At 64.4% G+C, this 13592-nt stretch carries 9 protein-coding genes; 4 read left to right on the forward strand and 5 right to left on the reverse strand.

Annotated features, from left to right (window positions below; all coding sequences use genetic code 11):
* The first annotated feature begins 97 nt into the window (after positions 1–97).
* From LDN95_RS11475 to lpdA, 3 genes are all read left to right on the forward strand, one after another.
* The gene (locus LDN95_RS11475) at positions 98–2938 is read left to right on the forward strand and encodes a 2-oxoglutarate dehydrogenase E1 component (RefSeq protein WP_226017813.1); all 2841 of its coding nucleotides are present in this window, start codon (positions 98–100) and stop codon (positions 2936–2938) included.
* Positions 2939–2989: 51 nt separating this feature from the next.
* Positions 2990–4264: a 2-oxoglutarate dehydrogenase complex dihydrolipoyllysine-residue succinyltransferase gene (gene odhB / locus LDN95_RS11480; protein WP_226017814.1), complete on the forward strand. Its 1275-nt coding sequence runs from the start codon at positions 2990–2992 to the stop codon at positions 4262–4264.
* Positions 4265–4383: 119 nt separating this feature from the next.
* Positions 4384–5784: a dihydrolipoyl dehydrogenase gene (gene lpdA / locus LDN95_RS11485; RefSeq protein ID WP_226017815.1), complete on the forward strand. Its 1401-nt coding sequence runs from the start codon at positions 4384–4386 to the stop codon at positions 5782–5784.
* An 83-nt stretch (positions 5785–5867) separates the two neighbouring features.
* Here lpdA and LDN95_RS11490 read toward each other — a convergent pair whose 3' ends face one another.
* The 5 genes from LDN95_RS11490 to LDN95_RS11510 all read right to left on the reverse strand — a co-directional run bounded on the left by LDN95_RS11490 (position 5868) and on the right by LDN95_RS11510 (position 10800).
* Positions 5868–6194 carry a hypothetical protein gene (locus LDN95_RS11490; RefSeq protein WP_226017816.1) on the reverse strand — a complete coding sequence of 109 codons (327 nt, stop codon included), beginning with the start codon at positions 6192–6194 and terminating at the stop codon, positions 5868–5870.
* 106 nt (positions 6195–6300) lie between these two features.
* The gene (locus tag LDN95_RS11495) at positions 6301–6690 is read right to left on the reverse strand and encodes a hypothetical protein (protein WP_226017817.1); all 390 of its coding nucleotides are present in this window, start codon (positions 6688–6690) and stop codon (positions 6301–6303) included.
* Between the two features lie 67 nt (positions 6691–6757).
* On the reverse strand, positions 6758–8875 hold the full coding sequence (locus LDN95_RS11500) for a molybdopterin cofactor-binding domain-containing protein (protein ID WP_226017818.1): 2118 nt from the start codon (positions 8873–8875) through the stop codon (positions 6758–6760).
* Positions 8872–9345: a (2Fe-2S)-binding protein gene (locus tag LDN95_RS11505; protein ID WP_226017819.1), complete on the reverse strand. Its 474-nt coding sequence runs from the start codon at positions 9343–9345 to the stop codon at positions 8872–8874. The genes LDN95_RS11500 and LDN95_RS11505 overlap by 4 nt, the downstream gene beginning before the upstream one ends.
* A gap of 102 nt (positions 9346–9447) precedes the next feature.
* Positions 9448–10800, reverse strand: coding sequence for a glutamine synthetase family protein (locus tag LDN95_RS11510; RefSeq protein WP_226017820.1), 1353 nt, complete (start codon positions 10798–10800; stop codon positions 9448–9450).
* Positions 10801–11066: 266 nt separating this feature from the next.
* On the opposite strand from LDN95_RS11510, the gene LDN95_RS11515 reads away from it, so the two are divergent.
* Complete coding sequence (locus LDN95_RS11515) at positions 11067–13508, forward strand: TonB-dependent receptor (protein WP_226017821.1); 2442 nt, start codon at positions 11067–11069, stop codon at positions 13506–13508.
* Positions 13509–13592: the final 84 nt, after the last annotated feature.

A 13592-nucleotide genomic window follows, 5' to 3' on the forward strand; every position in this document is an offset into this window, starting at 1 on the left:
TTGGCGAGTATGTTCGCCACCTCGGGAAAGTACCCCTTGCGCCATCTTGCGCAAGGTTTCCGAAGCCCCACCCTCCCCGGGGGCAAAGGAGTGAATGATGGGTCACGACGTGCACGAGTTCGAGCTGGATCTGCTTCAGGAAGGTCCGCAAGCTGGTCCATCATGGGCTTCGCCACGTTGGCCGGTGACCGACGCCGCATCGGGCGACGATCTCACCCGTGCGCTCGACCCGATGGCGTTGAAGCTGGAAATCGCCAAGGCGGCCAAGAAGGGCGGCGCGCCCGCGCTTGATGAAGCCGCGCTGGAACAGGCCGCCGCCGATTCGATCCGGGCAATGCTGCTCATCCGCACATATCGCGTGCGCGGCCACCTTGCCGCCGACCTCGACCCGCTGGGGCTGGCGCGGCAGGATCTGCCCGCCGATCTTTCGCCCGAGTATCACGGCATCATCGGCGCCGCGCTCGACCGCAAGGTTTACCTTGGCGGCGTGCTTGGCCTGCAATGGTCGACCCCGCGCGAAATCGTGGCGATCCTGCGCAAGAACTATTGCGGCAAGGTCGGCCTTGAATTCATGCACATCTCCGATGTCGAGGAACGCAAGTTCCTGCAGGACCGGATCGAAGGTGGCGACAAGTCGATCGACTTCACGCCCGAGGGCAAGAAGGCCATCCTTGCCGCCGTGATCCGCGGCGAACAGTACGAAAAGTTCCTTGGCCGCAAGTACGTCGGCACCAAGCGTTTCGGCCTTGATGGCGGCGAATCGATGATCCCCGCGCTCGAAGCCGTGATCAAGTACGGCGGCTCGAAGGGCGTGCGCGAGATCATCTACGGCATGGCCCACCGTGGCCGCCTGAACATCCTCGCCAACGTGATGGCCAAGCCCTATCGCGTGATCTTCCACGAGTTCTCGGGCGGCACCGCCAATCCCGAAGACGTGGGCGGTTCGGGCGACGTGAAGTATCACCTCGGCACCAGTACCGACCGCGAATTCGATGGCATCAAGGTGCACATGAGCTTGCAGCCCAACCCCAGCCACCTGGAAACGGTGGACCCGGTCGTGCTGGGCAAGGCGCGCGCGCAGCAGGTGTTCCGCGACGATATCGGCAAGGGCAAGCACAAGCAGGTGCTGCCCGTACTGATCCACGGCGACGCCGCGTTTGCCGGGCAAGGCATCGTCTGGGAATGCTTCGGCTTTTCGGGGGTGAAGGGCTACAACACCGGCGGTTGCATCCACTTCATCATCAACAACCAGATCGGCTTCACCACCAGCCCGCAATTCTCGCGCGGGTCGCCCTATCCGTCCGACGTCGCCAAGGGTGTGCAGGCGCCGATCATCCACATCAACGGCGATGATCCCGAAGCGGTGACCTTTGCCTGCAAGCTGGCGGTCGATTACCGCCAGACCTTCGGCCGCGACGTGGTGGTCGACATGTGGTGCTATCGCCGCTTTGGCCACAACGAAGGCGACGAGCCCGGCTTCACCCAGCCGCTGATGTACGCCAAGATCCGTCAGCATCCGCCGATCTCCACGCTCTATGCCAGCCGCCTGACCGAACAGGGCGTGATCGACAAGAACTGGAAGGGCGAAAGCGAGGACCGGTTCGTCGCCACGCTCGAGGCAGAGTTCGAAGCGGCCAAGAGCTACAAGGCCAACGAGGCCGACTGGTTCGGTGGCCGCTGGTCGGGGCTGAACAAGCCCGCCGACCCGGTAACCGCCCGCCGCAACGTGCCCACCGGCATCGACCAGAAGCTGTTCGACAGCCTTGGCCGCGTGCTGACCACCGTTCCCGAAGGACTGACCATCCACAAGACGCTGGGCCGCGTCGTCGATGCCAAGCGCGAGATGTTCGCAACGTCCAAGGGCTTTGACTGGGCAACCGCCGAGGCGCTCGCCTATGGCAGTCTGGTCACCGAAGGCTTCAACGTGCGCCTGTCGGGGCAGGATTCGGGGCGTGGCACGTTCAGCCAGCGCCACGCCGTGTGGGTCGATCAAACCGACGAGCACAAGTACGTTCCGCTCGCCACGCTGCCGCACGGCCGCTTCGAGGTGCACGACAGCCCGCTGTCGGAATACGGCGTGCTCGGCTTCGAATATGGCTATGCCAGCGCCGATCCCAAGACGCTGGTGCTGTGGGAAGCGCAGTTCGGCGACTTTGCCAACGGCGCGCAGATCGTCATCGACCAGTACATTGCCGCGTCGGAAGCCAAATGGCTGCGCGCCAACGGCCTCGTGATGCTGCTGCCGCACGGCTATGAAGGGCAGGGTCCGGAACACTCCTCGGCCCGGCTCGAGCGCTATTTGCAACTGTGCGCCGAAGACAACCTGCAGGTGTGCAACATCACCAGCCCGGCCAACTATTTCCACGTCCTGCGCCGGCAGATGCACCGTCCGTTCCGCAAGCCGCTGATCATCATGACTCCCAAGAGCCTGCTGCGCCACGCGCTGGCCAAGTCGGTGGCTTCGGACTTCATCGGCGAAGGCCACTTCCAGCGCATCCTGTCTGACACCAACGGCGCGGCCGATGCCGACACCCGCCGCGTGGTGTTGTGCAGCGGCAAGGTTGCCTATGACCTGATCGAGGCGCGCGATGCCGCTGGCCTGACCGACACCCAGATCATCCGCCTTGAACAGCTCTACCCCTTCCCGGGTGAGCCGCTGGCACTGCGTCTGGCGCGCATGCCGCAGCTTGAAGATGTGGTGTGGTGCCAGGAAGAGCCCAAGAACAACGGCGCCTGGTTCTTTGTCGAACCACTGATCGAGGAATCGCTCAAGGCCGCCAAGGCGAAGGTTCACCGTTCCCGTTATGCCGGTCGCTCCGCGTCGGCCTCTCCCGCCACCGGGCTTGCCAAGCGCCATGCTGCCGAACAGGCCGCGCTGGTCAGCAACGCCCTTGCCCTCTCTGTCCGTGGCGAGATCCGCCGCAAGAAGAAAGCCTGAGCCACCGTTACCGGGCGCAGGCCCCCCATTCTTCCCAAGGAAACCGCTAACATGTCCATCGAAGTCAAGGTTCCGACGCTGGGTGAAAGCGTCAGCGAAGCGACCGTCGGCCAATGGCTGAAGAAGCCCGGCGATGCAGTTGCCGCCGATGAACCGATCGTCAGTCTCGAAACCGACAAAGTCGCGGTCGATGTACCTGCGCCTGCCGCCGGCATTCTGGGCCAGTTGATCGTCAAGGAAGGCGACACGGTTCTGGTCGGTGCGCTGATCGCATTGATCGAGAGCGCTGGCTCTGCCGCTGCGGCGGCTCCCGCCGCTACGCCTGCACCTGCTCCAGCCGCTCCCGCCGCTGCAGCGCCCGCCCCGGTGGCTTCGGCTCCCGCTCCTGCACCTGCCGCCGCTGCACCCGCCGCCATCGGTGACACCGATGCGATCGCGCTGTCGCCCGCGGTGCGCCGCGCGGTGCTGGAATACGGGATCGATCCGGCAACGGTGAAGGGTACCGGCAAGGACGGTCGCCTGACCAAGGAAGACGTGCTCGCCGCCGCCACCGCCAAGCAGGGCGCTCCGGCTGCTCCAGCCGCTGTCGCCGCACCTGCCGCTGCTCCCGTAGCTGCAGTCGCCGGGCGGAACGAGGAGCGCGTCAAGATGACGCGTTTGCGCCAGACCATCGCCAAGCGGCTCAAGAGCGCGCAGGAAACCGCCGCACTGCTGACCACGTTCAACGACGTGGACATGACGGCGGTGATGGAAGCGCGCGCCAAGTACAAGGACGTGTTCGAAAAGAAGCACGGCATCAAGCTTGGCCTGATGAGCTTCTTTGCCAAGGCTTCGGTGCTGGCGCTCAAGGACATTCCCTCGGTCAACGCGCAGATGCAGGGCGACGAGATCGTCTACTTCGATTACGTCGACATTTCGGTCGCGGTTTCGGCTCCCAACGGGCTGGTCGTGCCGGTGGTGCGCGATGTCGACAAGCTGTCGTTCGCAGGCATTGAAAAGGCGATTGCCGAATACGGCAAGAAGGCGCGCGAAGGCACGCTGACGATGGCCGACATGGCCGGCGGCACTTTCACCATCTCCAACGGCGGCGTGTTCGGAGGGCTGATGTCCACCCCGATCATCAACCCCCCGCAGTCCGCCGTGCTCGGCCTGCACCGCATCGAGGACCGCCCGGTGGTCCGCAACGGCGAGATCGTGATCCGTCCGATGATGTATCTCGCGCTCAGCTACGACCATCGCATCATTGACGGACGCGAGGCGGTTACCGCACTCAAGACCATCAAGGAAGCGATCGAGGATCCCACCCGGTTGCTGATCGATCTTTGATCTGATGGTGTGCAGCATCCTTCGACAAGCTCAGGATGAGCCGGGGTTGTTGGTGAATTGAATGCCAAGTCCGCTCACCCTGAGCCTGTCGAGGGGTGCCAGCGCAACGGAGGCCGAACATGGCTGAATACGATTACGACGTTCTTGTCATCGGCGCCGGTCCTGGCGGCTATGTCGCGGCGATCCGGGCTGCGCAACTCGGCCTCAAGACCGCCTGCGCCGAAGGGCGCGAGACGCTCGGCGGCACCTGCCTCAACGTCGGCTGCATTCCCAGCAAGGCCTTGCTGCACGGCTCGGAACTGTACGACCACGCCGCCAACGGTACGATGGCGGGCTATGGCATCAAGACCGGCCCGGTAGAACTCGACCTTGAAGCCATGCTCGCGCAAAAGACGGACTCGGTGAAGAGCCTGACCGGCGGCATCGAGTTCCTGTTCAAGAAGAACAAGGTTACCTGGTTGAAGGGGTATGCCGCGTTCGAGGACGCGCACACCGTCACCGTCGCGGGCCAGAAGGTCACCGCCAAGAACATCGTGATCGCCACCGGCTCCAGCGTCACACCGCTGCCCGGCGTGACCGTGGACAACGATGCGGGCGTGATCGTCGACAGCACCGGCGCGCTGTCGCTGAAGAAGGTGCCCGACCACCTCGTCGTCATCGGCGGCGGTGTGATCGGGTTGGAACTCGGTTCGGTCTGGCGTCGTCTGGGCGCCAAGGTCACCGTTGTCGAATTCCTCGACCAGTTGCTGCCCGGCATGGATGGCGACGTGCGCAAGGAAGCCGCCAAGATCTTCAAGAAGCAGGGCCTCGACCTGAAGCTCGGCACCAAGGTGACCGGCGTTGCGGTCGATGGCGGCAAGGCGACGCTCACCGTCGAACCATCCAAGGGTGGCGAGGCAGCCACCATCGAGGCCGATTGTGTGCTGGTGGCCATTGGCCGCCGTCCGCATACCGACGGTCTCGGCCTCGACAAGATCGGGCTTGCCGTGAATGCACGCGGCCAGATCGAAACCGACCACGACTTTGCCACCAAGGTCGATGGCGTGTGGGCGATCGGCGATGTGGTTCCGGGCCCGATGCTGGCGCACAAGGCCGAGGACGAAGGCATTGCCGTGGCTGAAAACATCGCTGGGCTTACCGGCATCGTCAACCACGCGGTCATCCCCGGCGTCGTCTACACCGCACCCGAATTCGCCGGTGTCGGGCTGACCGAGGAAGCCGCCCGCGAACTGGGCGAAATCAAGGTGTCCAAGTTCCCGATGCTGGCCAACAGCCGCGCCAAGACCAACCATGAGCCCGACGGCTTCGTCAAGGTCATCGCCGATGCCAAGACCGACCGCGTGCTGGGCGTCTGGGCGATCGCCTCGGTGGCCGGCACGATGATCGCCGAAGCCGCGCTGGCCATGGAATTCGGCGCGACCAGCGAGGACATCGCCTATACCTGCCACGCGCACCCGACGCATTCCGAGGCGCTCAAGGAAGCCGCCATGGGCGTGCGCGGCAAGGCCATCCACATCTGACACCAACCGGGCTCGCCCCCCAACCACCAGCCACAGGGCCGTCCGGACCGCCGGGCGGCCCTTCTTGCGTTGGCAATCGCGTTTCAGAACGGCAACTTCACCCCGACCATGATGCGGTTTGACGGCGTTCCACCGACCATGCGCTGATCGGTGTGAATGTCGGCGACCACGCCATTGCCCAAAGCCATGCGCGCCATCGGCGGAGTTGGCTGGGCAAAAGTCTGCGGCAAGGGTTGCAGGCGATAGCGCTTCTGGTCGGTGGCACAGACCACGATCTCGCCCGCGCTGTCATCGCCGCAAGCCGGAGCGGGCGGAACGGTCGGTCGCACCCGCGCCAGATCGAACGTCCGCACGTCCGCGGGCAAGGCTGGTTGAACAATCGCGGGGGGATCGACTGCTGGCACGATCATTCCCCACTCATGTTGCAACGACATTCGCCTTGTTTCGCAACACTATGGCCGCACCAAGGCACGCAGGGACGGCGCCGGGTCGTCCATCGCTGCGATTGACGGGGTTTCAATCGGGGCGGCGCGGGGTGATCGCATGAAACAGCCCGGCCGATACCGCGATGCCGACGAGCGTCGCCACAAGATCCTGCGTGTCGAACACCAGCCGGTTGTTCAACATTTGCACGAATTCCCAGCCGCACAGCCCGGCTCCGCTGATCGCGGCGCAGACAAGGAAACGCAACCGCAGCGCGACAAAGTCGTCACCGCGTTGTCGGTCTGTCCAGACGCTCAACAGCACGAAGCTGATCGAGATGGCGGCGGCGAAGTTGGGAGCGACCCCGCGCAGATAGGTGCCGACGGGGCCAAAATGCCAGTGGTGGTCGCGCACCCAGTGGACCGACGACAGGAGCGCCAGTGCCGCTATCCCGACAAGTCCGTACCGTGTTGATAGGCGCATCGCTGACACCTCGGCACTTTCGCCCGGCTCGGGCGGCGGGAGGGGAAGATCCCCCTCCCCTTATCTCTCAAACGCTCTCCAGCGCCTTTTGCAGAGGCAGCGTACGCAGCCGCTTGCCGGTGGCGGCGAACACCGCGTTGGCCAGCGCCGGGAAGATCACCGCGCACGGTGGTTCACCCATGCCGCCTGGCTTTTCAGTGCTGGTGATCAGCGTGGTCTCGATGCGCGGCGCTTCGTTCATGCGCAGAACGCGGTAGTCGTGGAAGTTCGATTGTTCGGCCGCACCGCCGTTGAAGGTGACTTCGCCGAACAGCGCTGCCGAGCCGCCGAACAGCACGCCGCTGTCGATCTGCGCGCGGATGCCCGAGGGGTTGATCGCCTGCCCGCAATCGACCGCGACGGTGACCTTCTTCACGACGATCTGCTTGTCCGCCCCCACCGAGACTTGCGCCACGGCCGCCATGTACGTGTCCCAGTTGTGGATCACCGCCACGCCAAGACCTGTGCCAGCCGGTTGCTTCGTGTTCCAGTCCGACAGCGCGCGGACGGTTTCGAGCGCGTGGCGCGCGCGCGGATCGGTGATCAGCGCCAGACGGTATTCGATGGCATCGCGGCCCAGTTCGTGCGCCAGTTCGTCGACCAGCGATTCCACCGCAAAAGCGGTACGCAATGGCCCCACGCCGCGCCACCAGCTGGTCGGCACCAGACTTTCGGCCTGCTGGAAGGTGACCTTGCGCGCGGGCACTTCATAGAGCGGCGCGGTCAGACCATCGACCACATCGTCATCGACACCCTTGAAGGCGGGCCCCATCAGCCGCGCCATGATCGACGAGCCCGCGATCTTGTGCTCCCACGCGACCGGCTTGCCTTCGGCATCGAGCGCGACGTTGAAGCGATCGGCATAGGCCGGGCGGTACCAGTCGTGCGCGATGTCCTCCTCGCGCGACCAGATAAGTTTGACCGGCCATGGCACCTTCGCAGCAAGTTGGACCGCGCGTTCGACCATGTCGGTTTCCAGTCGCCGCCCGAAGCCGCCGCCCATCAGGCGGTTGTGGACGGTAACCTTGTCGAGCGCGAAGCCGAGCGCCTTGGCTGCAGCATCGCGCGCGACCGAAGGAACTTGCGTGCCGGTCCACACCGTACAGGCGCCATCCTTGACTTGCGCCACGCAATTGGCGGGTTCCATCGTCGCGTGGGCAAGGAAGGCCTGATGGTATTCGGCCGAGAACGTGCGCTTGGCCCCGGCCCGCGCCTTGGCCAGATCGCCGTTGTCGACGGCGGCGAAGCCGGGCTTTTCGAGCGCAGCGGCCACCGCGCCGGTGATCTGCGCGTGAGTGGTCGCCTTGTGCGCCGCGTCGGCGGTCCAGGTGGGCGCTGCGGCGGCGATCCCCTGTTTTGCGGCCCAGGTGTTGTCGGCCACGACATAGAGCGCGTCGGACACCTTCACCACCGCGACCACGCCGGGCACGGCCTTGGCGGCCGCCTCATTTGCGGTGGCGAGCGTGCCGCCGAATACCGGCGACTGGACGATGGCGGCAAACTTCATTCCAGGCACGATCACGTCAATGCCGAATTCGGCCTTTCCGCGCGCCTTGGCCGCACCATCAAGTCGGCGATGCGGCTTGCCGATGACCTTGTAGTCGCTGGCCCCCAGCACCGGCGCCTCAGTCGGCAGTGGCGCTGCGGCGGCGGCAGTGACCAGCGCGGCATAGGGCAGCACTTTGCCGCTGGCCTGATGCACCACCGCGCCGTTGAACGCGTGGCAATCGGCTGCCGAAACCTTCCACTGCGCGGCAGCCGCCTGCACCAGCGCCGCCCGCGCTTTGGCGCCGGCTTCGCGCAAGGGCTGCCACAGTTCGCGGATCGAAGTGGAACCGCCGGTTTCCTGACTGATCGGCGCAAAGCGCTCCTTGTCGCCATCGGCCAATGTGACCACCACATCGGCGGGGGCCACGGCAAGCTCCTCGGCAGCGATCATCGTCACGGCGGTCAGGATGCCCTGCCCCATCTCGGTCTTGGGCAAGGCCAGCGTGACTTTGCCATCAAGGCCCACGCCGAGCCAGGTGTTGGCGGCCAGCGCCTTTGCCGCTGGCGTGGCAGCGTGCGTGGCAAGTACCGGCACGGCAAGCGCCCCGGCCGCGAGCGACGATCCAGCGATGAACTGGCGACGACTGGCGCGCATCATGCCTTCTCCCCGGCATGCAGGGCGGCTGCCCGGTGAATGGCGGTGCGGATGCGCGGATAGGTGCCGCAGCGACAGATGTTGCCCGCCATACCGGCATCGATCGCGGCATCATCAGGCTTGGGATTGTCCTTGAGCAGCGAGGCTGCAGCGACGATCTGGCCGGGCTGGCAGTATCCGCACTGAACGACATCGACTTCGTCCCATGCGGTGACCAGTGCCTTGCCCAAGGGCTGTTCGGTCAGCCCTTCGATCGTGGTGATCGCCTTGCCCTGCGCATCGCCCGCTGGCGTCTGGCACGAGAAAGCGCGGGTTCCGTCGATCAGCACGCTGCACGCGCCGCACAGGCCCGCCGCGCACCCGAACTTGGTTCCGGTCATCTGCGCCACATCGCGCAACAGCCACAGCAGCGGCATTTCCGCCGGGACATCGAAGCTGGCAGGCTTGCCATTGATCGTCAGTGTCACGGCCATCGCCGGAATTCCCCCAATTATACGTTTGCCGCATGTTGTCGCGGCGCAAACCGTCAAGTCAAGCTAGCCTGCCCGGCAAGCGCCAACAAGGGCGCGGCGCCCTTAGAGCAAGCCCAGATACGTATCGTACTCGAAGCGGTCGATATGGCCAAGGAAAGCCGCGCGGTCCTGCCGCTTGCAGGCGACATAGATGTCGCGAAAACGCGCGCCGAAGATCGCCTCGGCAAAGATCGAACTGGCGAAGCGGTCGATCGCCACACCCCATTCGACCGGCAGCGCAGCCCCGGCGCCGGGGTTGGTCGGATCTTGCGGCGGTGGCGGCGCCACTCCGGCCTCGATACCCTCCAGCATGGCGCCGAGCATCGCGGCGGTCGCGATGTAGGCGTTTGCATCGGCTCCCGAAATGCGGTGTTCGATGCGGGTGGAACGAGCGTCGGAATTGATCACGCGCACCGCTGCCGAGCGGTCATCCACGCCCCAGCCCGCAGACACCGGCGCATGGGCATCAGGCCGGAAGCGCCGGAACGAATTGAAGTTGGGCGCAAAGGCCAGCATCGTTTCGGGCATCGCCCCAAGCAGGCCGGTTACGGCATGGAGCAGCAGATCGCTTGGCCCGCCCTCGGGCTTGCCCAACACGTTGCGCCCCTTGGTGTCGAGCACGCTGGCATGGATGTGCATGCCACTGCCCGAGGCATCGCCATAAGGCTTGGCCATGAACGTGGCCCCCAGTCCGTGGACCTTGGCCAGCGTGCGCACCACGCGGCGCATCAGCATGACGTCATCGGCGGCGGCCAGCGCGTCGGCGCGGTGCAGCAGGTTGAGTTCGAACTGGCCGGGTCCGGCCTCGCTGATTACCCCGTCGGCGGGAATGCCCAGCGCCGCTGCGGCATCGAATACCGCATCGAAGAACGGTGCATGTTCGGCCAGTGCCGAGGTGGACAGCGTGTCGTTGCGCCGCATGTTGCCATCGGGCGGCACCGGCACGCCATTTTCGAGCCGGTAGAGATAGAATTCCAGCTCCATCGCCACCACCGGGGTCAACCCTCTGGCAGAATAACGCGCCAGGACTCGTTCCAGCGCGCCGCGCGGGTCGGACACCACCGGGTTGCCATCAGGATCGCGCATCGTCAGCAAGGCCTGGCCCACGCCATCACCCAGCCACGGCATGGCGGCAAAACGGCCGGGCACGGCGTAGCACAAGGCGTCGGGATCGCCGGTGCCGAATGCCAGCCCCGCATCCGCCACGTCGCAACCCCACGCATCTTGCGCGAAGACCGAGATCGGGACCGGCAGACCCTTGGCATCGAGCGAGCCCGCCTTGTCGCGCGCCAGCCATTTGCCCTTTGCGGCGCCGGCAATGTCGAACACGAACGCTTCGACGCGGGTGATCGCGGTGTGCCTCCCCAGCCACGCGGACAGGGATTGCTGATGCGGCGCGAGAGCATGATTGGTCATATCTGTGATCCCATAATGGATGGACCCGCCCGCTGTCCAGTCCGCGCCAAAACGGAGCTTGAATAAGGACGGCTCCTCAGGGATGGTCTTGGTCGGCATAGATCACAGACGTTGCAACAATGCATCATCCCCGCGTCGTCACGAGGCGCAAAGCAGGAAGGCGTTTGACAATCCGGGAGGGAGAGGCAGTTTGTTGCATACATCGTCTGTGATCGCCGATCAGACCGGCTGAGACCGCAGCGACAAGAACCAATGGGGTTGGCAGAATGAAGCGTTCAAAAAAATCGACAGGCCGCAACTGGTTGCTTTCCGGCACGGCGTCTTGCCTTGCCATGCTGGCCCCGGTTGCCGCCATTGCGCAGGAGGCAGCCCCAGCCCCCGCGCCTGCCTCGGGCGATCAGGTTGCCGCCGGTGCGGATGCGCAGCAAGGCCTTGGCGAGATCGTGGTCACCGCCACCCGTCGTTCCGAAAGCATCCAGAAGGTGCCGATCAGCCTTCAGGCGTTGACGCCCGAAAAACTGGAACAGCGGCAGGTCAACAGCTTCTCCGACTATGTCACGCTGCTGCCCAGCGTCAGCTACGCATCGCTCGGGCCGGGCCGCTCGGACCTGTTCTTCCGCGGGATCGCCGTGGATGGCGGCCAGCTTTCGACCGCAGGCACCTATCTTGACGACATTCCGCTGACCACCGCCGGGCGCATGCCCGAAATCCACGTCTATGACATGGCCCGAGTCGAGGCGCTGTCCGGCCCGCAGGGTACGCTGTTCGGCTCAAGCTCGCTGTCTGGCACGCTGCGACTGATCACCAACAAGCCGGATTTCAGCAAGTTCTCTGCCGGCTATGACGTCGAGGCGAACAAGTATGGCAAGGGCGATGCCGGCCATATGGAGGAAGGCTTCGTCAACGTGCCACTGGCCGACAATCTGGCGGTGCGGCTGGTCGGCTTCTATCGCCACGATGGCGGTTACATCGACAACACGGCGGGTTCGCACACCTACCAGCTTGGCGATGATGATCCATCAACGTCGATCACCATTACCAACAAGGACATGGTCAAGGACAACTACAATCCGGTGACCGAGTACGGCGGCCGCGCTGCGCTGGCCTGGCAACCGGCGCCCGATTGGACGGTCTCGCCGCAGTTCGTCTATCAGTACCTGAACGCGCAAGGCGGCTTCAATTACGACCCGCGCGTGGGCGATCTCAAGGTTCATGACTTCCATGAAACCTACAACAAGGACGAATGGTATCAGGCGGCGCTGACCGTGACCGGCAAGATCGCCGATTTCGATGTCGTGTCGTCGACCGGATACTTCAAGCGGCGGATCAAGAATGCCAACGACTACACTTATTACACGGTGTTCTATGACAGTCAGGGTCCGGGTTATGAAGCCTATCTCCAGTTCCGCAACAAGGCGGGCAACCTGATCGATCCGACCCAGCAATATTTCGGCAACAACACCAACCGCAAGTTCACGCAGGAACTGCGTATCTCCGTGCCGAAGTCGTGGCCCTTCAGCCTGACGGTGGGCGGCTTCTATCAATGGCAGAAAAACGAGTTCAACGAGGACTACTACATCCCCGGCCTGCACGATGCGACCAACGTGGATGGCGGAACCTCGTACTTGCGGCGCGATGCGTTCTACCTCACCGAAGTTGACCGCATCTTCAAGGACTACGCGTTGTTTGCCGAAGGCACCTACGAAGTGGTGCCGCATGTGAAGGTGACCGGCGGCATCCGCCTGTTCCGGGCAAAGAACGAAAGCCACGGCTTCGAAGGGGTGCAAAGCACCGCTTTGGCGGCCGGCTGCACAACTCCGTTCACCGGACCGCGCGTGACCACGTGCGACAACGTCACCGTGGCCAATCCCTACAACGAATCGGGCGAAACGCACAAAGTCAGCGTCGCGTGGCAGGTGGCGTCGGACAAGATGGTCTATGCCACGTACTCGACCGGTTTCCGCCCCGGTGGCAGCAACACGATCGCGCCCGATCACCCCTACAAGGCGGACCGGCTGACCAACTTCGAGCTTGGCTTCAAGACCGCGTGGGGACCGAACTTCCGCTTCAACCTCGCCGCCTATTATGAAAAGTGGAAGGGCATCCAGTATTCGGTCGTGCCATCCGGCTTCCAGGGCAACGGCCTTACCCTCAACGCCGGCGACGGCCGGGTCTATGGCGTCGAAGCTGACTTCGACTGGCGGTTGGGTCCGCTCTCGATCTCGGGCTCGGGCGCGTACAACGACGCGGCGCTTTCCAGCGATTTCTGCAACCTGACCGGACCGGGAAGCACCGAGCAGTTCGCCGCATGCACGGGCGAGCCGGACAAGATTGCGGCGGCCAACGGCACCCGCCTACCGCGCCAGCCCAAGTTCAAGGGCACGATGGTCGCGCGCTATGGCTTCAGCCTCGGCAGCCTCGACTCTTTCGTTCAGGCCGCCGCCAACCACCAGTCGAGCAGCACGTCGAACCTCGACACGTTCAAGAACAGCCTGCTGGGCGATACTCCGGGCTTTTCCAGCTTCGACTTCTCGGCCGGCGTGTCCAAGGCCAACTGGAATGCCGAGATCTTCCTGCAGAACGCCTTCGACAAGCGTGGGCAGCTCTCGAAGAACACCTTCTGCGCGATCGAGGTCTGTTCGGGATCGAGCCGCACCCTGCCGATCAAGCCGCAATTCTTCGGCATCCGCTTCGGCCAGAAGTTCTAAGTAGCGTTGAACCCACAGGGGGGCGCAAAACCGCCTTGACCATGCGCCCCCCCAAGTCTATGCGCGCCACCTGCCCTGCAACGG

This window comes from Novosphingobium sp. FKTRR1, assembly GCF_020404405.1.
In the GTDB taxonomy this organism is placed as follows: domain Bacteria; phylum Pseudomonadota; class Alphaproteobacteria; order Sphingomonadales; family Sphingomonadaceae; genus Novosphingobium.